This window comes from Pseudomonas sp. LBUM1653 (assembly GCF_059716115.1).
Map to the genome: position 1 here is coordinate 2,497,530 of NZ_CP166803.1, position 24,322 is coordinate 2,521,851.

Annotated in this window: 14 protein-coding genes; 6 read left to right on the forward strand and 8 right to left on the reverse strand. The window is 61.9% G+C overall.

What is annotated here, in order from left to right; genetic code table 11:
* Genes ACA054_RS11495 through ACA054_RS11505 form a run of 3 tightly spaced genes read right to left on the reverse strand, consistent with a single transcriptional unit; the run spans nucleotide 1 to nucleotide 3,954 of the window.
* Nucleotides 1–2,034: an LTA synthase family protein gene (locus ACA054_RS11495; RefSeq protein ID WP_497689472.1), complete on the reverse strand. Its 2,034-nt coding sequence runs from the start codon at nucleotides 2,032–2,034 to the stop codon at nucleotides 1–3.
* Nucleotides 2,035–2,065: 31 nt separating this feature from the next.
* Nucleotides 2,066–2,659, reverse strand: coding sequence for a hypothetical protein (locus ACA054_RS11500; RefSeq protein WP_497689473.1), 594 nt, complete (start codon nucleotides 2,657–2,659; stop codon nucleotides 2,066–2,068).
* Entirely contained in the window at nucleotides 2,656–3,954 is a 1,299-nt protein-coding gene (locus ACA054_RS11505; protein ID WP_497689474.1) for a sialidase family protein, read from the reverse strand. The genes ACA054_RS11500 and ACA054_RS11505 overlap by 4 nt, the downstream gene beginning before the upstream one ends.
* Nucleotides 3,955–4,325: 371 nt before the next feature.
* Here ACA054_RS11505 and ACA054_RS11510 point away from each other — a divergent pair, with 371 nt between their 5' ends.
* From ACA054_RS11510 to ACA054_RS11520, 3 genes are read left to right on the forward strand one after another with little or no spacing between them, the layout of a single operon-like run.
* Entirely contained in the window at nucleotides 4,326–6,047 is a 1,722-nt protein-coding gene (locus ACA054_RS11510) for a type I secretion system permease/ATPase (protein WP_497689475.1), read from the forward strand.
* A 7-nt stretch (nucleotides 6,048–6,054) separates the two neighbouring features.
* Nucleotides 6,055–7,389 carry an HlyD family type I secretion periplasmic adaptor subunit gene (locus tag ACA054_RS11515; RefSeq protein WP_497689476.1) on the forward strand — a complete coding sequence of 445 codons (1,335 nt, stop codon included), beginning with the start codon at nucleotides 6,055–6,057 and terminating at the stop codon, nucleotides 7,387–7,389.
* An 8-nt stretch (nucleotides 7,390–7,397) separates the two neighbouring features.
* Nucleotides 7,398–8,714, forward strand: coding sequence for a TolC family outer membrane protein (locus tag ACA054_RS11520; protein WP_497690284.1), 1,317 nt, complete (start codon nucleotides 7,398–7,400; stop codon nucleotides 8,712–8,714).
* A 1,273-nt stretch (nucleotides 8,715–9,987) separates the two neighbouring features.
* Here the strand turns inward: ACA054_RS11520 and ACA054_RS11525 are convergent.
* Together ACA054_RS11525 and ACA054_RS11530 are read right to left on the reverse strand one after the other, a co-directional pair.
* A complete protein-coding gene (locus ACA054_RS11525) occupies nucleotides 9,988–11,823 on the reverse strand; it encodes an O-linked N-acetylglucosamine transferase, SPINDLY family protein (protein ID WP_497689477.1) in 1,836 nt (611 codons plus the stop codon).
* A gap of 82 nt (nucleotides 11,824–11,905) precedes the next feature.
* A complete protein-coding gene (locus ACA054_RS11530; protein WP_497689478.1) occupies nucleotides 11,906–19,495 on the reverse strand; it encodes an SPM autocatalytic domain-containing protein in 7,590 nt (2,529 codons plus the stop codon).
* A 402-nt stretch (nucleotides 19,496–19,897) separates the two neighbouring features.
* Here ACA054_RS11530 and ACA054_RS11535 point away from each other — a divergent pair, with 402 nt between their 5' ends.
* Both ACA054_RS11535 and ACA054_RS11540 read left to right on the forward strand, forming a co-directional pair.
* Nucleotides 19,898–20,500, forward strand: a complete 603-nt coding sequence (locus ACA054_RS11535) for a class I SAM-dependent methyltransferase (RefSeq protein ID WP_497689479.1) — start codon at nucleotides 19,898–19,900, stop codon at nucleotides 20,498–20,500.
* Nucleotides 20,501–20,658: 158 nt separating this feature from the next.
* Nucleotides 20,659–20,886 carry a hypothetical protein gene (locus ACA054_RS11540; RefSeq protein WP_497689480.1) on the forward strand — a complete coding sequence of 76 codons (228 nt, stop codon included), beginning with the start codon at nucleotides 20,659–20,661 and terminating at the stop codon, nucleotides 20,884–20,886.
* 38 nt (nucleotides 20,887–20,924) lie between these two features.
* Here the strand turns inward: ACA054_RS11540 and ACA054_RS11545 are convergent, their stop codons facing one another.
* Nucleotides 20,925–21,194, reverse strand: coding sequence for a hypothetical protein (locus ACA054_RS11545; RefSeq protein ID WP_497639167.1), 270 nt, complete (start codon nucleotides 21,192–21,194; stop codon nucleotides 20,925–20,927).
* Between the two features lie 187 nt (nucleotides 21,195–21,381).
* Complete coding sequence (locus ACA054_RS11550; RefSeq protein ID WP_497689481.1) at nucleotides 21,382–22,290, reverse strand: MurR/RpiR family transcriptional regulator; 909 nt, start codon at nucleotides 22,288–22,290, stop codon at nucleotides 21,382–21,384.
* A 461-nt stretch (nucleotides 22,291–22,751) separates the two neighbouring features.
* Between ACA054_RS11550 and ACA054_RS11555 the strand changes: the two genes are divergently transcribed.
* Nucleotides 22,752–23,477, forward strand: coding sequence for a sulfite exporter TauE/SafE family protein (locus ACA054_RS11555; RefSeq protein ID WP_497689482.1), 726 nt, complete (start codon nucleotides 22,752–22,754; stop codon nucleotides 23,475–23,477).
* An 80-nt stretch (nucleotides 23,478–23,557) separates the two neighbouring features.
* Here ACA054_RS11555 and ACA054_RS11560 read toward each other — a convergent pair whose 3' ends face one another.
* Nucleotides 23,558–24,322 (reverse strand): ABC transporter ATP-binding protein, encoded by a 765-nt coding sequence (locus tag ACA054_RS11560; protein WP_497689483.1) that lies wholly within the window; start codon nucleotides 24,320–24,322, stop codon nucleotides 23,558–23,560.

Genomic DNA, 24,322 nt, shown 5'->3' on the forward strand with positions numbered 1-24,322 from the left:
TTACTTGCGCACGTTCTGATACAGCATCAATCGTGAGGTTTCATGCATGGCGCGGGTCAACCGTGACAGTCGCTTGAACTCTTCGGGGTTTTGCTCGGCGACGTTGTCCAGCGGCGTCGCTGAGGCCAGGTCATGCAGGCTTGGCGAGCTGCCGTCGTGCTCCATCTGTACCATGTAGTGTTGCGTCACGCCGGCGATCAGCGGGAACGTGCCTTCACGCAACACCAATGGCACCACGCGTTCGCCTTCGGGCGCGGGCTGCTGGATATCGCGGCCCATGCCGGCGTTGCGAAATTCAAGGCCGGCCATGCCCGCCACGGTGGGCAGCAGGTCCACCAGGCCGACTGCTTCCTCGACCTTGCGCGTCCCGATCATGCCTGGCGCGTGGATGATCATCGGCACCGCGTTGCTTTCCAGACCCAGTTGCTCGTAGGCCGGTGGCAGGAAAGGGATCTGGGCGATACGGGTGTTGTGGTCGCCAAACATCACGAAAATGGTGTTTTCGTACCAGCCGCCGGCCTTGGCGATTTCCATCAGGCGTCCGAGGTTGAAGTCCAGCAGGCGCACGGCGTTGTATTGCTCGACACTGCGCGAGCCTGCGGCCTGGACTTGCTCCAGGGTAGGGTGCTTGATCTCGAATCCGTCATTGTTCTCTGGAATCGTAAAGGGGCGATGATTACCGGCCGTTTGCACATAGGCGAAAAACGGTTTGTCCTTGGGCAGCGCTTGCAGGATCTGGTCGGTTTCCTTGAACAGGTCCAGGTCCGAGATGCCCCAGACATCCACCACCGGGGATTTCCAGTCGCGCTCGTCGAACAGGCGAACGCCGTCGATGCTTTGCCTGATCAAGGCATTCATGTTGGCCCAGCCGGAGTTGCCACCAATGGTGTAGAGCTTTTCGTAGCCGGTGAAGGCATTGATCAGCGTGTTTTGCCGGGTGATCAATGGATTGCGCGTCGCGGTTTCCTGGCGAGTGACGTCAGGCACCCCGGTAATGCTGGCCCAGACGGTTTTGGCTGTCCCCGTCACCGGTACATAGAAGTGCTCGAAGAACCAGCTCTGCTTGGCCAGGCGATCGATGTTGGGCGTTGGATCAATCGGGTTGCCATAGGCTCCGACGGCGCTGGTGCCCAGCGACTCGAGCATGATGAACATCACGTTCGGTGGCCGCGAACCCTGGATTTTGTAGGGTTGTGGCGCCTGGTGGCGGACGAAGTCGAGGGTCTGCGGATCGGGTTGGTCGACGCTCAGATAGTGAGCCATGACCGCGTAATGTTCGCGCACCTGCGCTTCGTCATAGCGCGACTGGCCGACCTTGACGGTGTCGTAGAGGAAAATCACCGGGTTCAGGCCCAATGCGGCGATCTGGTTATTGCCCGAGAAAAACGCATCGCTCCAGCGTAGCGGCACAGGGTTTTCAAAGTTCAAGTGTTCGACACGACCCAGGATGCCCAGCAGCACCAGCACCACCATCACCGCACCCCCCCATGTCGCGGAGAACGGGTGAATCACTTTGCGCGGGCGGTCCAGGGTGACGCGTTCCAGGCGCACCAGGGCCAGTGTCACGAACGCGACGGTGGCCAGCCAGCCCAGTGAGATCCAGATGACCGGGTAGGTCTGCCAGACCATGTCACGGGATATTTGCGCATCCTCGATGAAGCGCAACACCGTGGCGTTGATCCTCACGCCGAGGTAGGCGTAGTGGCCAAAATCGATGATGTAGATCAGCAGCACAGCGCTGATGATGGCGACCAGGTATAGGCGGGCGATAACGCGAAGGAGGCGGCTGCCGACAAGGTTCCAGCGAGGAATCCAGGCTAGCAACGCCAGCGGCAGCATGACCAGGATGGCCAGGCGCAAATCGAACCGAAAGCCGATGCCCAGGGTTTTCACGACGTTCTCGTCGCCCAGGGCTTTGACATCGAAACCGGAAAAGCCGAAAAAGAACACCACCCGCAGCAGTGCGAACAGCACAAATGCGATCGCTGTTGCGCCCAGCCAGTAATGTAGACGTCTCGATTTCAGCCAGCCCATGCCTGTTTCCTTATTAAGATTTCGTTGGATTTCAAACGCCGCGCGGCGTTGTGAGCCGGCGATACGTCCAGCGTGCAGCCAGCCCCAGCAGTGCCAGGCAGCAATACAGACCCAGCAGCGGATCAACCAGGTAATCCCAATAGTTGTGGGAAGGTTTGATCCCGACGATGAAGGCCAGGGTCGCGCTGGCCAACATCACCACGGCCAGGTAATGGCGCAGGTAAAACAGGCTCAGGGTAATCAGCGCGATGAACAATAACAGGGGGCGCGGGCTGTAACCTCGTCGGTAAGGGTCCAGATCACTCAAGCCCAGGGTCGCCGGGTACAGCACCAGGGCCAGTACGGCGAAGAGGATCAATACGCTGGTTTGCCCTTGTTGCGCAGGCGGCAACACACCCAGTCGACGCAAACACCCCCATGCCATGAACACCAATGAGGTGATCGCAAGGTCATCGATATGGCTGCGCAAGTAAGCGGCCAGCGACAGCCCGCCCAGCGGTATGAAACTGGCGGCCAGCAAGGCAAGCAGCAGCGCGATGCGCCAGACTCTGTCCAGGCCAAAAGACGGCAGTACCAGGAAGATGACCATCGCGAAGCTGGCATGGGCTTGCCATAGATTAATCATTGGAGACGCTCGGACAGCCAGGCATCGTTGAAGGTGACGTGTTTGATGAAGGTATTGTTCCAGGAATAAACCAGGTGATACATCCCGTCGGGACTGCGAATGAAGTAGGGGTATTCATATTCAAACTCACACTCCTGGCCCTTACACACACGTTTGTCGAGGTTTTCGAGGAATTGCGCCTCCAGCGCCTGGCGCAGCTTGCCGCTGGAGCCGCGGAACTCTTTGCCGATGATTTTCTTGTAGGCCAGGGGTGTATACGGATCGCCCTCTGGATCCGGTGACTTGTCCAGATCGTGCAACAGGCGCCAATCTTCCATTTTCGCGTCGGTGACATACAGGCTCAGCTTGAAGCGCCCCTCTTGCAGGTCATTGAGCGCTACCAGCAACCCGTGTTCGGGCGTGGCAACGGCCGCCAACGAGGAATTGGGGTTCGAAGGAACCAGCGGATAGGGTTCGCTCCAGCTTTGCCCGGAATCTTCCGTGCGGCTCGCCAGGACTCGGTGGAGGGTGGTGCCGGCATAACGCAACAAGGCAATACCGCGCTGGCCATCCAGCGGAACGATCGCCGGTTGCAATGAGTTATTGCCGTGGCTGATGCGGAATTTATCGATCACATCACCGTCTGCGCTCAAGTACAGGTACTCGGCAAACTTGCCGAGAAATTCGTGGTAGACCGGCAAGCCGATGGAGCCGTCGACATGAAACACCGGTGCCGAGCGGACCAGGGTGCTGATGTTCAGGAAAGGTGAAGTGATCAATTGGCGCGGCGCTGACCAATGCCCGCCAAAGTCGTCTGAAACCATCACATTGACCGCGCTACCGGCCCAACCGCCCATGGAGACGGAGACGTAGAACAGCCACAGGCGATTGTCCGGCGCGAGGGCAATGACCGGGTTGCCCAGTTTGCGGATGTATTTTCGCGTGCTTTGCTGGGTCGAACCCCGGGTCGCCATGACCTGTTCCTCCCCCCACTCGCCGGTGCTCAGGTTGAAACGGGCGGAGCGCACCTGCACATCGGCTGCGCCTTCGCGAGTGCCGGCGAACCAGACCGCCATCAGGCTACCGTCAGGCAAGGCAGTGACCGCCGCGGAATGCACGAAGTCCACCAGCCCGGAGGAGGCGAACCGGCTGGTATAGACGGGTTTGGCTTCTTTGTCCGCCACAGCCATGACCGGATTGATCAGGGCAAAGGGCGAATGCTCGGGGGCCGGATGGGTGATCCATGCGGCCGCGAACAGGCAAACCAGGGCAAGGTAGATACCGAGTGCAGGAATGCCGGAAAATTTGATGCGCATGATTAAGCCTTTGGCATTTCAAGGCCCATTAGAACACTCAACCTAAGACTTTAGTACATGATTGGATTGTAAAAATTTTTGTTACACAGGCTGTTGTTTGCAAGTTGAGTGAGCGCTCCAAAGGCGACTTTTTCAGGGGGTGGATCGGGCTGGTTCCAGACCGTTTCCAGCCGGCCCGGTTTCTGCTCGTCGGCACATCGAAAACAGGCTCAAGATCGGTTCGTCCGAGCCGATGAAGTAGGGGTGCTGACTGGCTTCAAGCAGTTCATTAGCTTGGGGCAAAGTGCTAGCATCGGCCGCCGCGGGATGCACCCCGGTCATCAACACCACCGCCGTTTTTTCCTAATGCTTTTTTTCATCCTTCGGACTTTATGCGATTTTTCCTAGATCCCCAGCGAGATATCGATGCAGCGCTGCTACGGTATCGTCGGCTTTTCGGCGTGTTGGCACTGTTCAGCGGGGTGATCAACCTGCTGATGCTGGTCCCTTCCATCTACATGATGCAGGTCTTCGACCGCGTCCTGACCAGCCGCAATGAAACCACCCTGTTGATGCTGAGCCTGATCCTGCTCGGATTTTTTGCGCTTGGCTGTGCGCTGGAATGGGTCCGCGGCCAGGTCATGATCAAGATGAGCGCCGGCCTGGACACCCAATTGGGCGAGCGGGTATTCGATGCCGCGTTCGAGCGTAGTCTCAAGGAACACAGCGCCAACCCGGCGCAGGTGCTGAGCGATCTGAACAGCATCCGCCAGTTCGTGACCGGTCCGGCTCTGATTGCCATCTTCGATGCGCCGTGGCTGCCGATCTACGTCATCGCCACGTTCCTGTTCCACCCCTGGCTCGGGGTGTTCACCGTCATCGGCTCGCTGATCCTGGTCGGGCTGGCCGTCTGGAACGAACTGACCACGCGCAAAAGCATGAGCGAAGCCAACCGGTTGTCCGTCGCGTCTTCCAGCTACGTGAACAGTACCTTGCAGAACGCCGAAGTGATTCAGGCGATGGGCATGCTCACGCCCCTGCGCCGGCGCTGGTACAACGTGCAGCAACGGGTCATTACCGAGCAGGGCGAAGCCAGCGACCGCAGTTCGCGGATTGCCGCGTTGTCACGCTTTGTGCGCATGACCTGGCAATCCTTGGCCCTTGGCCTGGGCGCCATCCTGGTGATCGAGAACCAGATTTCCGCCGGGGTTATGATCGCCGTGTCCGTCCTGCTGGGGCGCGCGATGGCGCCGGCCGAGGCGTTGATCGGTTCGTGGAAGCAAATGGGTAACGCCAAGAGCAGCTACGAACGCTTGAACCGGCTCCTCAGCGAATTTCCCAAGGCCGCGCTGCGCATGCCTCTGCCACCCCCGACCGGGGCCCTGAGCATCGACCGCCTGGTGATCGTCCCGCCGGGCATGCACAAGCCCGCGGTCAACGGCGTGACCATCAGTCTGGCCAAGGGCGAAGTACTGGCGATCATCGGCCCGAGTGCTTCGGGCAAGTCTTCCCTGGCGCGCGCCATGGTCGGCATCTGGACCGCCAAACAGGGCTCGGTACGCCTGGACAGCGCCGAAGTCAGCCAGTGGTCGCGTGAAGCCCTTGGCCCTCACCTGGGTTACCTGCCCCAGGACATCGAGCTGTTCGATGGCACCATCGCTGAAAACATCGCGCGCTTCGGTGAGGTGGATTCCAGCAAGGTGATCGAAGCGGCGCAATTGGCCGGTATCAACGAGATGATCCTGCACTTCCCCAAAGGCTATGACACCTTGCTCGGGACCGGCGGACTGGGGTTGTCCGGCGGCCAGAAGCAGCGCATCGGCCTGGCCCGCGCGCTGTATGGCCAGCCGGCGCTGGTGGTGCTCGATGAGCCCAACTCCAATCTGGATGATGCCGGTGAAGCGGCGCTGGTGCAGGCCGTGCGCAAGCTCAAGGCCGAAGGCTGCACCGTGGTGCTGGTCACCCACAGGCCGAGCATTCTCGGCGCAGTCGACAAACTGTTGTTCCTCAAAGACGGCGTACAAACCCTGTTCGGCCCGCGTGACCAGGTGCTCAAGACCCTGCTGCCACCGGCACCGCCTAAAGCCGTCGAACCCCGTAATCAAGAAGCCTGAGGCGTCAATGCAAGCCAGTTTGAGCGACATTTCGACCCCCGAGAACAAGCCTGATGCGGATGCCGCGGGCATTGCCCGGATCGGTGTCTGGTTTTTGCTCCTGGGCCTCGGCGGCTTTCTGCTGTGGGCCTGCCTGGCGCCGCTCGATCGCGGTGTGGTCGGTAGCGGCACCGTGGTGGTTTCCGGTGAGCGCAAGACTGTGCAGTCGCGCACCGGCGGCATGATAGACAACATCCTGGTACGCGAAGGCGACCGGGTGCAGCAAGGTCAGGTCGTGGTGCAGCTCAATACCGTGCAGGCCAAGTCGCAACTGGATGTCGCCCTGGGCCAATGGCTCGGCGCCCGTGCCGTCGAGGATCGGCTGATGGCCGAGCGCCTGGACCGCGCCAGCGTGCAGTGGTCCGCGGCGTTGCTGGCCCGCGCCAGCGACCCACGGGCCGTCGCGGCAATGGAGTTGCAAGGTTATCTGTTCGCCACTCGCCGTGCCGAGCTGGCCAGCCGCATGCAGATCAGCCAGCACGAAATAGCCTCGCTCAACGAACAGCTCAAAGGCTTCGAAGAGATCAAGCGCAACCACGCCGCACAGTTGCAATTCCAGCAGCAAGAGCTCAACGGCCTGCGCGAGCTGGCCCGTGAAGGTTACTTGCCACGCAACCGGCTGTTCGAAGCGGAAAGCAGTGCGGCGCAGTTGGGCGCCCAGTTGGCTTCGAGCATTTCCGATATCGGCCGCACGCGCCAGGGGATCAATGAAAGCAAGCTCAAGGCCTTGCAACAGGCGCAGATCTTTCGCAGCGAGGCCGAGTCGCAGCTGACCCAGGTGGTGGCGCAGACCTCAAGCCTGACCGACCAGATCAAGTCACTGGAATTCGAAGTCAACAGTGCCGCCATCGTTGCGCCCGTCGCCGGTCAAGTGATGGGCATGACCGTGCATACCGTCGGCGGTATCGCGCCGGCGGGCCAGCGCCTGATGGACATTGTCCCGCAAGGCTCCAGCTGGGTGGTCAAGGCGCAATTTCCGCCGATGATGGCCGACCGGCTCAAGCCGGAGCTGCCGGTCGACCTGCGTTTCGGTTCACTGCAACGGGTCCACACCCCGGTGATCGTCGGCAAGGTGGCCACGGTATCGGCCGACCAGTTGATCGACGAACACACCGGTTCGCCTTACTTTTCGGTGGAGGTTTCGGTCAGCCCCGAGGCCATCATCCATCTGCGCGAGCTGGGCCTGGATATCAAGCCGGGAATGCAGGCTGAGGTACTGGTCAAAACCGGCGAGCGGACCCTCGCCAACTACTTGATGCAACCGGTGACCGAGCGTATGGCCGGTGCTTTCAAGGAAGAATGATCGTGTCCATGCGCATAGCCTTGCTCCTCTCCGTGTTCTGCTCGTGCCGGCTGCTGGCGGCTGAATCGCCGTTGTCGCTGGTCGACCTCTACGACGCCTCGCGACTCAACGATGCGACCTACAAGGTCGCCACTCATGACTACGAAGCCTCGCGCCAGGAAGAGGCGATCGGCCGCAGCGGCTTGCTGCCGCAAGTCGCGATCAACTCTCGCTACGGCCATGGCGGCCAGTTCGAAGACCAGTCCCCGGCCAATAGCCAGGATGATCAGTACGCTTCCGACAGCGTTGCCCTGTCGGTCATCCAGCCGCTGTTCGACAAGGGCCGCTGGGCGTCCTACGAACAGGCCAAGGCCCGTGGGCAACTGGGCGAAGTGCAGCACGAGGGGGCCGACCAGGAGCTGTTCGACCGCGTGGTGCAGGCGTATTTCGATCTCGCCCAAGTGGAAAACGAACTTAAGCTAACGACTCAGCAGAAAGCTTCGATCGAAGGACTGGCCAAGCAATCCAAGCGCCTGTTCGAAGCCGGTGAGGGCACTATCACCGACCTTGAAGAGGCGCAAGCCCGGCTCGATTCGATCCGCGCCCTGGAAATCCAGTTGCAGGCCCAGCATCGCTCGGCCCTGCGCAAGCTGGCGGGCCGCGCCGGGATCGCCGTCAGCGAGATCCCGCAGATGCAGGAGCAGGCGCCAGCCGCCGCCTTGCTCGCCCCCGAACAGGACCTGGATTACTGGCTGATCAAGGCCGACCAGGCCGCGTCGGCACTGGGTATCAGCCGTGCTTCGATCAAGCTGGCGGAAGCCAACCTCAAGCAGCAGAAGGCCGGGCACTACCCGACCGTGGCACTGAGTGGCCGGCTGGCGCGGGTCGGTCAGAGCGACATCAACGATAATACCCAGCGCCAGTCGACCTATTACGTGGGGGTCGTGATCGATATCCCGCTGTACCAGGGCGGCGGGGTCAGTGCTTCGTCCGAAAAAGCCCGCGCCACCCTGGAGAGCGCCCGGTCCAGCTACGATGCCCAGGTCCAGCAAATGAACGAAGACCTCGAGCTCAACTACCTCGGTGTGGTGGCGGGCTTCGAGAAGAGCAAGGCCCTGGTGACCGCCGTGCGTTCCAGCCAGACGGCCCTGAAATCCGCCGAAAAAGGCTATGAGGCCGGCGTGCGCTCGACGGTCGACATCCTCGACGCCCAGCAACGCCTGTTCGCCGCCAAGCGAGACCTGCTCGATACCAAGCTGGCGATGCTGCAAAGCTACGTCAACCTGCACACCCGCACCGGCCAGATGACCCGCAGGGAGCTGGAGAAGGTTCAGGGGTTGTTCTGACTTTTGAACATTGCGTTGGTCTTTCGGGGGCCATCGTCGGAACGCTGCCCGCAGCAAGCCGGCTCCTACAGGGGAACGCGTTCACCCGAGATCAGGCCGGCCGGTCGGCCGCCTCGCTTTGGCTGTGGCTTTGGCTTTTGACTTTCTTGCCCCATCACGCCCTGAGCCTGTCCGCCAACCTGTGACTACCTCCATCGGCGCCTCTACCAACGTTGATCCATGCCGCGTCAAAGCCTGTGGGAGATTGTTGTCTGAGTACATATCCATTGCTGCGGTAACGACCACTTAGGGTTTCGCCCTTACGGCGACTCACTTTTCCAAACGCCGAAAAGTAAGCAAAAGGCTTTTGCCCCACCACTCGGTGCCTCGCTAGGGCTCGGCATGCCCTCACTCCGGCATTGCTCCGTGGGTCGCCGCGATGGGCCATCCCTGGCCCAGCGCGGCTAAACCGGCGTCCTGCCGGTTTACCCACTGCGCAATGCCTGCGTTCGGCCATCGTGGTTTAACGGGGCGCCCAAATCCAAAGCCGAGGCGGCCTTATAGCCGACCTGGTTTTGGCAAATCCCCCCAATCCCCTGTGGGAGCGAGCCTGCTCGCGATGGACGTCAACGATAACGCGCCCTGTCTGAATGAACACGTTGTCTGGACGTTTTTCGCGAGCAGGCTCGCTCCCACAGGGGATCGCGGACAAGCCTGCAATCAGGTCGGCTGTCAGGCCGCCTCGCCTGCTTTGGCTTTTGATTTTCTTGCCCCCTCGAGAGGCCGAGTGGAGGTTCTGCGCAGTGGGCAACCCGGCATGGATGCCGGGTTAGGCGCCGCCGGCCATGGATGGCCGATGGCGCCGGGCCCACGGAGCAGGACCGGAGCGAGGGCATGCCGAGCCTAAGCGAGGCACCGAACGTCAGGGGCAAGAGCCCTTGGTTACTTGGGGCTCTTCCAAGTGACTCGCTGTAAGAGCGAAACCATAAGTCGCCGTTACCGCAGCAATGGATATGTACTCCGTCAACAATATCCAGGTCGGCTGTCAGACCGCCTTCGCGAGCAAGCCCGCTCCCACATTAGATCGGGTACATCCGGGAGCGACAGGTCGGCTGTCAGGCTGCCTTCGCGAGCAGGCTCGCTCCCACATTAGATCGGGTACATCCGGGAGCGACAGGTCGGCTGTCAGACCGCCTTCGCGAGCAAGCCCGCTCCCACATTAGATCGGGTACATCCGGGAGCGACTGGTCGGCTATAAGGCCGCCTTCGCTGCTGCAAGTGGGCGGCATTACGGTCAAGCCCTGCCTGGCGCCACACTGCTGATCGCGTCCTCGAAATCCCTGACAAAGCGTGGCGTGTCGAACAGCACAGAGTGCTCGCGGCCCTGCTGCAGGCGCTCACGCAAGCCGGGCAACAGATCCGCCTGCGTCGCCAGTTCAACGGCGCGCTCTTCGTATTCGGCCAGGGTGGTGGTGATCAGCTCCGGCAGGTCCAGCGACGTCAGCAAGCTGCCCGCCATGCGCGAGGCAAAGGTGCGACCCGAGCGGGTCAGCACCGGCAGGCCCATCCACAAGGCATCGTTGGCCGTGGTGCCGGCGTTGAACGGATACGCGTCCAGGAACAGATCCGCGGCGCTGTAGCGGGCCAGGTATTGCGCTGGTGCGACACGCGGGGCAAACAGCAGGCGTGCCGGGTCCACGCCGTGGGCCTGGGCCCTGGCGCAGAGGTTTTCCTGGGCCCAGGGGTTGTCGGCCAGCAGCCACAACACACTGTCGGGGGCGCGCTGCAGAATTCGCATCCAGCAGTCGAACACTTCTTCGTTGAACTTGTAGTTGTTGTTGAACGAGCAGAATACGAAGCGGTCTTGCGGCAAGCCGCACTCGGCGCGGGTCGGCAACGCCGCAACGGGTCGCTGGCGGTCACTGCACTGGTAGATCTGCGCCAGGTACAGCGGTGTTTCGCTGTAGTACGCCTTTTCGCTGTCGGGGATCAGGTAGCGGTCGGCGATCACATAGTCGATGCCAGGCAGGCCGGTCGAGCCGGGGAAGCCCAGGTAAGTCATTTGCACCGTCGCCGGGCGATAAGCCGGAATGTCCGGACGTGCCCCGGAGGTCAGGCCATGAAGGTCGATGAGGATGTCGATCTCATGGTTGCGAATGCAGTGTGCGGCGGTTGCATCATCCATGACGTCGATGCGCACGAAGTGATCCATGGCCTGCTTGACCCGCTCGCGCAGGGCCGACCCGTCTTCGCGGCTCCAGCAAAAACCATACACCTCGAAGCGCTCCCGATCGATCAGCTCGAACAGCTCCACGGTCAGCAACGACACCGCATGCAGGCAGAAGTCCGATGACAGGAAGCCGATGCGCAACTTTTGGTGGCCATAGCCCTGGGCCGAAGCCAGGGCAGGGACCCGGACATTGACCCGCTCTTTGACGAAATGCACCGCGGCGGCCAGTTGCAGGCCAGGGTCATCGCTGCCAGCGAGCAGTGCCAGGGGCGAGGACGCCTTGAGCAGGTCGCCGCGGGTCAGGCCTGCCGGTGGTTCATAGACCGGCCAGACGCATTGTTTCTGGCGCAGATGCACCCAGTGCTGGATCACCTTGGGTTGCACGGGGTCGGTTTCCAGGCTGGTGCGCAGGATGGCTTCGGATTGCTGCAGCTGGCGGGTTTCCTCCAGCAGGCGACCCAGGTTATTGCAGGTCATCAGGTACAACTCGCGGCTTTGCGCGGCGTCGACCAGGCGCTTGTCGAGCATCGACTGCCAGGTGGCCAAGGCCTCCTGCGGCTTGTGCTGACGCTCCAGCACTGTCCCCAGGTTGAACCAGGCCTGGGCGAATTCCGGGTTCTGGGCAATGGCGGCGCGATAGGCACTCTCAGCGGCCGGTATCTGCCCCAGTTGAGTCAGGGTGGCCCCCAGGTTGAACTGGATAATGTAATTGACCGACGAGTGGCAGTGCTGCAGCCAGCGCTGGTAGAGCGCTACGACATCGGTGACGCGCTGCGCGCCATTGAGCCGGTCTGCGGTTTCGAGCAACTTCATCGGTTCCAGCGCGATACCTTCGGCCAGCTGCAGGGCTGCGGCCAGCACGACATCGAGGTTCGGGCTCTCAAGATTCTCTCTAAGCATTTGCGCGAAGGTCTCTTCCAATAAAAAAATACCGAGCTCTTTCGAGCCCGGTATCGGATCAGTCAAGGTTTACCACTGAAGATCAGTGAATCCAAGTCTGCACATCGGTTGCTACCAACAACTGCACATCGCCATCGTTGAACACGTTGTAGCTGGCACCGTCGACCGTGGTGGTCCCCGCTGCTTGCCACTCGCCACTGTCACCCGTGATGTTCACGGTATCGTTGTGGTCACCGTCGATGATCATCTGCACCGGTGCCGCGGCACCGCTGGCCACATCCACCTGGCCGGCCTGGCCAAGCTTGCTGACTGCCTCGGCATCGACGGTCAGTACGCTGGCCTTGCCGCCATCGGCCGCCAGATCGATGGCACCCAGGGAGTGGGCATCGACCGCTTGCGAATCCAGCTTGGTCAGGTCGAAGGACTGATTGCCATTGGCGTCGGTGCGGAACCAGACGTCGGCGATCGTATGGCTCTGGCCATCGCTGGTTTCGTAGCTGCTGTTGAGGCCGATCAGGTTACCGTGGTTGAGCTCGGTGGTCTTGGCCACATCCAGGTTGAACTGGGTGATGCCCAGCTCCTTGAGGCTGTGCATCTCGCCTTTGTCGCTGACGCCATCGTTGTTGGCATCGACCCACACTTGCAGCGACGAGAACAGCTGGTCAGCGCCGTTTACCGCGCCATCATGGTTGCTGTCCAGGCTGACGAGTGCCTCGAAGCCATCTTTGGCCAGCGAGCCGTCCGGCAGGCGGAACGAGGAACCGAACAGCTCGGAGCCATCGTTGACCTGGCCATCGCCATTGAGGTCGAGCGTCAGCAGGCCATCACCGCCAGTGGCCCAACCGGTCGCTTCCTTGTGGCCATCGGCATTGAGGTCGAACTTGACGCCGGTGCTCAGGTGCGTGGTCTGTACGCCATCACCGTTGAGGTCCAGGACCAGCGGCGTGGACAGGGCCAGCGCGTCGATCTGGGTGGCGCTCATCGCTTGCAGTTGCGCCGTGGTGAACGAATCGACCTGGGTCATCGACAGGTGCGACAGTTGCGCCGTGGTCAGCACCGCAGCTTGCGCCGTGGTCAGGGCCGCTACCTGAGCCGTGGTCAATGCCGCCATGTCCGCGGTTTCGATCGCCACGATCTGGGCAGTGGTCAAGGCTGCTACATCAGCGGTTTCCAGAGCGCTGATCTGGGTTGGCTTGAGAGCCGCGATCTGCGCCGTGGTCAGTGCCGCGACCTGGGCAGTGGTGAACGCTGCCAGTTGAGCAGAGGTCAGGGCACCGATATCGGCCGTTTCGATGGCCGCCACTTGCGTGGTGGTCAGGGCGGCGATCTGGGTCTCCTTCAGCGCCGCCACTTGTGCGGTGCTCAGGGCAACCACCTGGGCGGTGGTCAGGGCAGCCGTCTGTGCGGTGGTCAGGCTTGCAACGTTGCCCACCGACAGAGCGGCGATGTCCGCGGTTTCAATGGCCGCCACTTGGGTGGTGGTCAATGCCGCAGCCTGTGCCGTGGTCAATGCCGCTACCTGAGCGGTGGTCAGGGCGACCACTTGCGCGGTGGTCAGCGCTGCCACATCGGCGGTTTCCAGTGCGCTGATCTGGGTCGGCTTGAGCGCCACCACTTGTGCGGTGGTCAGGGCTGCAACCTGGGCGGTGGTCAAGGCCACCAGTTGAGTATTGGTCAGTGCACCCAGGTCAGCGGTTTCCAGGGCCGCCACTTGCGTGGTGGTCAGGGCCGCGATCTGGGCCGGCTTCAGCGCCGCGACCTGCGCAGTGGTCAGGGCCACCACTTGAGCCGTGGTCAAGGCGGCCACGTCGGCGGTTTCCATGGCACTGATCTGGGTCGGCTTCAGGGCCGCCACCTGGGCAGTGGTCAAGGCTGCTACCTGGGCCGTGGTCAGGGCGACGACGCCGGCAGTGGTCAGTGCGGCGACATCGGCAGTTTCCATGGCCGCCACTTGCGTGGTGGTCAACGCAGCCACTTGGGCCGGCTTCAATCCTGCTACCTGGGCGGTGGTCAGCGCCACGACCTGGGCGGTGGTCAGGGCTGCAGTCTGCGCCGTGGTCAGGGCCGCGACGCTGGCCACTGGCAAGGCGGCGATGTCAGCGGTTTCGATGGCCGCCACTTGCGTGGTGGTCAACGCAGCCACTTGCGCGGTGGTCAGTGCCGCTACCTGGGCGGTGGTCAACGCCACCACCTGAGCAGTGGTCAAGGCCGCCACATCGGCGGTTTCCATGGCACTGATCTGGGTCGGTTTCAGGGCTGCCACTTGGGCCGTGGTCAGTGCCGCGACCTGGGCGGTGGTCAAGGCGACCACGCCAGCGGTGGTCAACGCACCGATGTCAGCGGTCTCGATGGCCGCCACTTGGGTGGTGGTCAGCGCGGCCACTTGGGCGGTGGTCAGTGCCGCGACCTGGGCGGTGGTCAACGCCACTACCTGAGCGGTAGTGAGTGCTGCTACGTCAGCGGTTTCCAGCGCAGCGATCTGAACCGGTGTCAGCGCAGCGACTTGGGCCGTGGTCAGTGCCGCGACTTGAGCGGTGGTCAAGGCGACGACGCTGGCGGTGGTCAGTGCGGCGACGTCGGCAGCCTGCATGGCCGCCACTTGCGTGGTAGTCAGCGCAGCCACTTGCGCCGGTTTCAGCGCGGCCACCTGGGCAGTGGTCAATGCCACGACCTGAGCGGTGGTCAAGGCAGCGGCCTGCGCGGTGGTCAGGGCGGCGACGCTGGTCACTGGCAAGGCGGCGATGTCAGCGGTTTCGATGGCCGCCACTTGCGTGGTGGTCAACGCAGCCACTTGCGCGGTGGTCAGTGCTGCTACCTGGGCGGTGGTCAGCGCCACCACCTGAGCAGTGGTCAAGGCCGCCACGTCGGCGGTTTCCATGGCGCTGATCTGGATCGGTTTCAGGGCTGCCACTTGTGCCGTGGTCAGTGCCGCGACCTGAGCGGTGGTCAACGCCACCAGTTGGGCAGTGGTCAGCGCGCCGATATCAGCGGTTTCGATGGCCGCCACTTGCGTGGTGGTCAGGGCTGCCACTTGCGTGGTTTTCAACCCGGCCACCTGTGCGGTGGTCAGGGCGACAACCTGGGCGGTGGTCAGGGCAGCGGTCTGCGCGGTGGTCAGGGCCGCGACGCTGGTCACTGGCAAGGCGGCGATGTCAGCGGTTTCGATGGCCGCCACTTGCGTGGTGGTCAAGGCAGCGAGCTGGGTGGTTTTCAGCGCGGCGACCTGGGCGGTGGTCAACGCCACCACCTGAGCGGTAGTGAGTGCCGCCACGTCGGCGGTTTCCAGCGCAGCGATCTGCGCCGGGGTCAGTGCTGCGACTTGGGCCGTGGTCAGTGCCGCGACCTGGGCGGTGGTCAGGGCCACGACGTTGGCGGTGGTCAGTGCGGCGACATCGGCAGCCTGCATGGCCGCCACTTGCGTGGTGGTCAGCGCAGCCACTTGGGCCGGCTTCAGTCCGGCCACCTGGGCGGTGGTCAAGGCCACGACCTGTGCGGTGGTCAGGGCAGCGGTCTGCGCGGTGGTCAGCGCCGCGACGCTGGTCACTGGCAAGGCCGCGATGTCAGCCGTTTCGATGGCCGCTACTTGGGTGGTGGTCAGGGCTGCTACTTGAGCGGTGGTCAATGCCGCCACCTGGGCAGTGGTCAATGCCTCGACCTGGGCGGTGGTCAGCGCTGCGACATCGACAGTTTGCAGGGCGCTGATCTGGGTCGGTTTCAGGGCCGCTACTTGTGCCGTGGTCAGTGCCGCCACTTGGGCGGTGGTCAAGGCGACGACGCCAGCGGTGGTCAATGCGCCGATATCAGCAGTTTCGATGGCCGCCACTTGCGTGGTGGTCAGCGCAGCCACTTGAGCGGTGGTCAGTGCCGCGACCTGGGCGGTAGTCAGCGCCACTACCTGAGCGGTAGTGAGTGCTGCTACGTCGGCGGTTTCCAGCGCAGCGATCTGAGCCGGAGTCAGCGCGGCCACTTGGGCCGTGGTCAGCGCAGCCACTTGAGCGGTGGTCAGGGCGACGACACTGGCGGTGGTCAGTGCAGCGACATCGGCGACTTGCAGGGCCGCCACTTGCGTGGTGGTCAGTGCAGCCACTTGAGCCGGCTTCAGCCCGACCACCTGAGCGGTGGTCAGCGCCACGATCTGGGCGGTGGTCAGGGCCGCAGTCTGTGCGGTGGTCAAGGCCGCAACGCTGGTCACTGGCAAGGCGGCGATGTCAGCCGTTTCGATGGCCGCCACTTGCGTGGTGGTCAACGCAGCCACTTGCGCGGTGGTCAGTGCCGCTACCTGGGCCGTGGTCAACGCCACCACCTGAGCAGTGGTCAAGGCCGCCACGTCGGCGGTTTCCATGGCGCTGATCTGGGTCGGTTTCAGGGCTGCCACTTGGGCCGTGGTCAGCGCCGCGACCTGGGCGGTGGTCAAGGCGACCACGCCAGCGGTGGTCAACGCACCGATGTCAGCGGTCTCGATGGCCGCCACTTGGGTGGTGGTCAGCGCGGCCACTTGGGCGGTGGTCAGTGCCGCAACCTGGGCGGTGGTCAACGCCACTACCTGAGCGGTAGTGAGTGCCGCCACGTCAGCGGTTTCCATGGCCGCGATCTGGGCCGAGGTCAGCGCGGCGACTTGTGCCGTGGTCAGTGCTGCGACTTGAGCGGTGGTCAAGGCGACGACGCTGGCGGTGGTCAGTGCGGCGACGTCGGCAGCCTGCATGGCCGCCACTTGCGTGGTAGTCAGCGCAGCCACTTGGGCCGGTTTCAGCGCGGCCACCTGTGCGGTGGTCAAGGCCACGACCTGAGCGGTGGTCAGGGCAGCGGCCTGCGCGGTGGTCAGGGCGGCGACGCTGGTCACTGGCAAGGCGGCGATGTCAGCGGTTTCGATGGCCGCCACTTGCGTGGTGGTCAACGCAGCCACTTGAGCGGTGGTCAGTGCCGCCACCTGGGCGGTGGTCAATGCCACCACCTGAGCAGTGGTCAAGGCCGCCACGTCGGCGGTTTCCATGGCACTGATCTGGGTCGGCTTCAATGCCGCGACTTGGGCGGTGGTCAGCGCGGCCACTTGGGCGGTGGTCAGGGCCGCCACGTTGGCGGAGGTGAGCACGGCGACATCGGCGGTCTGCAGGGCCGCCACTTGCGTGGTGGTCAGTGCAGCCACTTGGGCCGGCTTCAGTCCGGCCACCTGGGCGGTGGTCAGCGCCACGACCTGGGCGGTGGTCAGTGCTGCGGTCTGCGCGGTGGTCAGTGCGGCCACACTGGCCACTGGCAAGGCCGCGATGTCCGCGGTTTCGATGGCCGCCACTTGCGTGGTGGTCAGCGCAGCCACTTGAGCAGTGGTCAGTGCCGCTACCTGGGCCGTGGTCAATGCCACGACCTGGGCAGTAGTCAGTGCTGCGACATCGACAGTCTGCAGGGCGCTGATCTGGGTCGGTTTCAGGGCCGCTACTTGTGCGGTGGTCAGTGCCGCCACCTGGGCGGTGGTCAAGGCGACGACGCCAGCGGTGGTCAACGCACCGATATCAGCAGTTTCGATGGCCGCCACTTGCGTGGTGGTCAGCGCAGCCACTTGAGCGGTGGTCAGTGCCGCGACCTGGGCCGTGCTCAATGCCACCACTTGGGCAGTAGTGAGTGCCGCCACGTCAGCGGTTTCCATGGCCGCGATCTGGGCCGGGGTCAGCGCGGCGACTTGAGCCGTGGTCAATGCTGCGACTTGGGCGGTAGTCAAGGCGACGACGCTGGCGGTGGTCAGTGCGGCAACATCGGCGACCTGCAGGGCCGCCACTTGCGTGGTGGTCAGTGCAGCCACTTGAGCCGGTTTCAGTCCGGCCACCTGAGCGGTGGTCAGGGCGACAACCTGTGCGGTGGTCAGGGCAGCGGCCTGTGCGGTGGTCAGCGCGGCGACGCTGGTCACTGGCAAGGCTGCGATGTCAGCCGTTTCGATGGCCGCCACTTGGGCGGTGGTCAGTGCGGCTACTTGAGCGGTGGTCAGAGCAGCCACCTGGGCAGTGGTCAACGCCACGACCTGGGCGGTAGTCAGCGCTGCGACATCGACAGTCTGCAGGGCGCTGATCTGGGTCGGTTTCAGGGCGGCCACTTGAGCGGTGGTCAGTGCCGCCACTTGTGCGGTAGTCAAGGCGACGACGCCAGCGGTGGTCAACGCGCCGATGTCAGCCGTTTCGATGGCCGCCACTTGCGTGGTGGTCAGCGCAGCTACTTGAGCGGTGGTCAGTGCCGCTACCTGGGCGGTGGTCAACGCCACCACCTGAGCGGTAGTGAGTGCCGCCACATCAGCGGTTTCCATGGCAGCGATCTGAGCCGGGGTCAGTGCTGCGACTTGGGCCGTGGTCAGCGCCGCCACTTGGGCGGTGGTCAGGGCCACGACGCTGGCGGTGGTCAGTGCGGCGATATCGGCAGCCTGCATGGCCGCCACTTGGGTGGTGGTCAGCGCTGCGACTTGGGCCGGTTTCAGCGCGGCCACCTGGGCGGTGGTCAAGGCCACGACCTGGGCGGTGGTCAGGGCAGCAGCTTGCGCGGTAGTCAGGGCTGCGACGCTGGTCACTGGCAAGGCAGCGATGTCGGCGGTTTCAATGGCCGCCACCTGCGTGGTGGTCAAGGCCGCCACTTGAGCGGTGGTCAGTGCTGCCACTTGGGCCGTGGTCAACGCCACCACCTGAGCAGTGGTCAAGGCCGCCACGTCGGCGGTTTCCATGGCGCTGATCTGAGTCGGTTTCAATGCCGCTACTTGTGCCGTGGTCAGTGCCGCGACCTGGGCGGTGGTCAGGGCTACGAGGCCGGCGGTGGTGAGTGCGGCGACATCGGCAGCCTGCATGGCCGCCACTTGCGTGGTGGTCAGCGCGGCCACTTGGGCCGGTTTCAGCGCGGCCACCTGGGCGGTGGTCAATGCCACGACCTGGGCGGTGGTCAGGGCAGCGGTCTGCGCGGTGGTCAGCGCCGCGATACTGGCCGCAGGCAAGGCGGCGATGTCAGCGGTTTCGATGGCCGCCACTTGCGTGGTGGTCAAGGCCGCGAGCTGGGTGGTTTTCAGGGCGGCGACCTGGGCCGTGGTCAATGCCACCACCTGAGCAGTGGTCAGGGCGGCCACATCGGCCGTTTCCAAGGCACTGATCTGAGTCGGCTTCAGCGCTGCCACTTGTGCCGTGGTCAGTGCCGCGACCTGGGCGGTGGTCAACGCTACCAGTTGGGCAGAGGTCAGGGCACCGACATCGGCAGTTTCCATGGCCGCCACTTGGGTGGTGGTCAGCGCAGCGACTTGCGTGGTTTTCAACCCGGCAACCTGTGCGGTGGTCAGGGCGACAACCTGTGCGGTGGTCAGTGCGGCGGTCTGGGCCGTGGTCAGGCTGGCGACCGATCCTGCGGGCAGCGCAGCGATATCCGCCGTTTCGATGGCAGCGACCTGCGTAGTGGTCAGTGCGGCGATCTGCGCGGTTTTCAGTGCGGTGACCTGAGCGGTGGTCAGGGCCACGACTTGCGCGGTCGTCAGCGCCGGTACTTGCGCGGTCGAGAGCACGCCAATGTTTGGCAGGGTGATGACCGCGATCTGCGCGGCGGTCATCTGGGCGATCTGAGCGGTACTCAAGGCGGCAACATCCTGGGTCGCAAGCCCAGCGATGGTGGTTGTACTCAAGGCAGCGACTTGCGCTGGGGTCAACGAAGAAATAAAGCTCATGAACGCATCCTGTATAGGGGTCATTTACTGCGCTGCCAGCGTTGTCGCCGTAGCCTTGGGCGAAAATTTGGTAGCCCACGTGTCGTTAGCGACACAATCGGTAAAAACATTAAGAATCTTTTTTGATGGCTTTTTGCCTTTTTCCGATTTTTGGTTATAAAAAAACTTGGCCTTATAGGCTCAGATAGTAACCAGTAGCATCATATAGCTATCATTGGTTTATTGACGCCATTTTTTTTAGCCGAGAAAACGGCACGCCGATGTAGCGCCATGACCTTGACCCTTGCCCGGCACTTCCCCTAGTGTGCGCGGGACATTTCGTCCGTCGGCAGGCAGTGGCCAGCGGAGCACGCCCCCATTCCCCTTTGCCATCCGGCAAGGGCCTTGATCGAGTATCCGATTGTGAAAACCTTCCTCCATGTAGGTTGTGGTCCAAAGAGCAAGAACAGCACGACCAAGGGCTTCGCCTCGGAGCAGTGGCAAGAGTTGCGCTTCGACATCGATGAGAGTGTCAACCCGGATATCGTCGGCACCATGACCGACATGTCCCAGGTCAAGGACGCTTCGGTGGATGCGCTGTTCTCCAGCCACAACATCGAGCATCTCTATCCCCATGAGGTGCCGGTAGCCCTGGCGGAGTTCAAGCGCGTGCTCAAGCCTGGCGGCTTCGTGATCATCACCTGCCCGGACCTGCAATCGGTGTGTGCCCTTGTGGCCGAAGACAAGCTGACCGATGAGGCCTACCTTTCGCCGGCCGGCCCGATCGCACCCATCGACATCCTCTACGGTCATCGCCCGGCCATGGCCAACGGCAACGTGTTCATGGCGCACCGTTGCGGTTTCACCAAGAAGGTACTGACCGGTTCTCTGCAAGCGGCCGGCTTCGACATGGTGCTGCCGATCCAGCGCGCCCACCCGTTTTATGACCTGTGGGCGGTAGCGGCACTCGCTCCGATCACCGATCAGGAAGTGGTGGCGATCGCCAACCAGCATTTCCCAGGCTAAACGGCGCTGAACCGGGGCCCGCGCCACGCGCGTGCCTGCCAACTGTATTTCCCAACGGAATCATTGAGTTACTGAATGGTCATAGACAGGGTTTCAACGCCGTGCGGGATTCTCCACTGGCCAAAACCCTCTCACCCCCCGACCTTCAGGATGCTCAAATGAATCGCGCAGTTATGATGACCCTGGCCATTTCCAGCCTGCTCTTGCTGGGCGGCTGCGGACCTCACTGGGAAGACGGAGAAAGGTACGGCCGATATCACGATCATGATCATCGCCGTGGATATGACCGGGATGGCGATGATCGATCGTATGACCATCGATACGATCGTCGTGACGATGATCGCGACAACCGTCGTTATCGCGATCGTGACGACCGAGACGACTGATACACCCAGCGTCTTTTGAAAGAGGGGGTAGGGGTTGATCAGCTTCCCGACTCGCTACCTCTCTGATTGTCCCCGTCATCTTCCGACTCCGCGTCTTTTTTAATGGAATGCGCGTCGGCACCGGCGTTTGAGCCCGCCGCTTCCTCGCCCTTTTTATTGGCCTTTTCCTCGTTGGATTCAGCGTTGAGCCCGGGAAGGGCGGAAGGTGGAATGGTTGCATCCTCGGTGGTTTTCTCGGCGGCCAGTACGTAAAGCGGCGAGGCCGACAGCAGGCCCGTCAGCATGAGAGCGGCAATGGTGGTGTTCATCGTTTGAGTCTTCCGTGCGAGGGGATGTACAGCATTGGAAGAGTGGTTCAAAAGAAGGTGCGCGGTGGCGGACGAGCGGCAGGTTTGAAGAAAAACGGTATGGGCCACGTTACATCCGAATCAGGCCGGCCGGTAGGACGCCTCGCTTTGCTTGCGGATCTGCGTTACGGGAGACGCCCCGGAACCATCACTTTTTCGGCGATTTGTTGCTGGAAGGGATATGCAGATAGGACATCACGCTTTCGGTCAGTTCGGTCGCCAGCTTGACGGCTTCCTTGTTGCGTGCCATCACGCCCGCCACCAATCCTTCGATCAAGGCGAGCACGGCGATGTTGGAACTGGTCAACACCGGATGGTCGGCCGGGGCGAACAGCACGTGCTCGGCAATGGCGGTGAGCGGCGAGGCGGGTGAGTCGGTGATGGCCAATACCGAGGCGCCGCGTGCATTGGCAAAGCGTGCGAGTTGCAGGGTATCGAGGGAATAGCGCGGCAGGGAAATCGCCAGCAGTACGTCCTGATCGGTGATGGCGGCCAGACGGTAAGCGGCGTTTTCGTTGCCGCCCTCCATGCTGATGGCGGTAGCGTCCGCACAGAAGGGCATCAGGGTCGAGGCGGCGAGACCGGCGAAGTAGACACTGTTGCCAAACCCAAGGATGTAGATTTTCCGTGCTTCGGTCAGGCGGGTGACGAACGCCTCAAAGGTCTCGGCATGGTTGTTGGTCGCTGCCGTGGCGAGGTTGCTGCTGGCGCTGTGGATTTGCTCATGCAGGCCAAATGCGCCCGCCGGTCGATGCGCCAGTTCGTTGCGCAGTTTGTCGACCGGCGACACCATCTGCTGCAAGGTCGCGACCAGTTCGGCCTTCATGCCGGTGTAACCACCCAGGTTCAACGCCTTGGCCAGACGATTGACCGCGGCTGGCGAGGTGGACGTTTCATGAGCCATTTCTTCGATGGTCAGCGTCGCCGCCCTGAGCGGGTGACGCAGGACAAAATCCGCCACTTTGCGCAATGACGGCGGTAGATCGGAAACGATTTCCGCCAGTTTGCGCATCACTGGTGCGGCATAGACCGTGGTGTCTTTCGAAGGGGTCGGCATATCCGGCTCAACAGTTCCTGAGGGTTGGAGATGGGCTGGGGGCGCAAAACCCCTGTAGGAGCGAGGCTTGCCCGCGAACAAACGATGACGCGCATTGCCTGAAACACCGCGGCGTTCGCTTCGCGGGCAAGCCTCGCTCCTACATGGGGCTGCCCGCGAGTGTATCCGAAGCCGACCCTTGGTGTGCAGCGCCTGCCCAAGGGCCGGTGTGAAAGGATCGCTTATTCAAAGCTTTCCTGAAGCTATGCAAAAAAGTTAGTGAAAAATCCTACAAATTTAAAAGAAAGATCTCTCAAGTCACCCACACACAAAAACTAATCGAAGCCAGGCACAGTGACCTGGTTTGTCGAATCCGCAATCAGTTCCCGCGCAAAAACGAACTTATTAAGTTTGACGAAATTTTCGGTCTGCCTGAACGAGCTCTAAACCAAGAAAAAACTAACATCCGCTGTGGAAGACAAATGACAGAATACTTACTCGTTTTGTTTATCGGGGTCATTTCAGGCGTCGTCAGCGGTGTAATCGGGACCGGGGCCTCCATCATGCTTCTGCCTGCACTTGTCCTTTGTTTTGGTCCCAAGCAGGCAGTGCCTATCATGGCGGTGGCAGCAATCGTAGGCAATATTTCAAGAGTTCTACTTTGGCGAAAGGACATTCACTGGAAGGCGTTTTTAGCCTATTCGGTGACGGGAGTACCAGCAGCGGCTTTTGGTGCGCAAACACTCTGGAGCTTGAAAGCGACCTGGATTGATATAGCCCTCGGGACTTTTTTCCTGCTGATGATTCCCTATCGTCACTGGGCAAAATCAAGAAATTTCACCCTTTCGCTTTGGCAACTCTCAGTCACAGGGGCTATTGTCGGCTACCTCACAGGTATTGTTCTTTCCACCGGGCCGCTGACCATTCCGATTTTTTCCGCGTATGGGTTATTGAAAGGACCATTGCTCTCAACCGAAGCTGCCGCCTCGTTCGTTATTTACTTGAGTAAGACAATCACTTTCAAAGCGATTGGAGGCCTTCCCCTGAGCGTCGTATTGAAAGGCTTACTGATTGGACTCTCGCTCGCTGCAGGTATGTCGATAGGGAAATTCATCACGCTAAAAATTTCCATGACGACATTTCAAAGACTTCTGGATGTTTTAATGGCGCTTTCGGGAATTTCTTTGATCGCAGGAGGATTGACCTGATTGAAGAAGGTTGTCAGGAGGTATCCGACGCCGACCCTCGATGTGCAGCGCCTGCCCAAGGGTCAGTGTACGAGGATGGCTTATTTCAAGCTGCCGGCGAGAAATTGCTGGAGACGTTCGGACCGCGGTTTGACCAGCACCTCACGCGGGTCGCCACGCTCTTCGACTTGGCCCTTGTGCAGAAACACCAACTGGTTCGACACCTCACGGGCAAAGCCCATTTCGTGGGTCACCACCACCATGGTCCGGCCTTCCAGCGCGAGATCCTGCATCACCTTCAGCACTTCGCCGACCAGTTCGGGGTCGAGCGCCGAAGTGGGCTCGTCGAACAGCATCACTTCCGGTTCCATGGCCAGAGCGCGGGCAATCGCCACACGCTGTTGTTCACCCCCGGACATATGGGCCGGCCAGGCGTCCATGCGGTGCGCCACGCCGACCTTGTTCAGGTAGTGCTCGGCCTTTTCCCGTGCTTCTTTCCTGTTGATGCCCAGCACCTGCACGGGCGCTTCCATGACGTTTTCAAGGGCACTCATGTGCGACCAGAGATTGAAGTGCTGAAACACCATCGATAATCGCGAACGCATGCGTTGCAGTTGCTTCGGTTCGGCAGCCTTGAGCCCGCCGAGTTTGTTGCTCACCAGCTTGAGCTGTTCGCCATCGAGCACGATATTGCCGGCGTTGGGCTGCTCCAGCAGGTTGATGCAACGCAGGAAGGTGCTTTTACCCGAACCGCTGGAGCCGATGATGCTGATGACGTCACCGGCCTTCGCCTCCAGGGACACGCCCTTGAGCACTTCGTGGCTGCCGTAGCTTTTGTGCAGATTCTTTATTTCTAGCTTGTACAT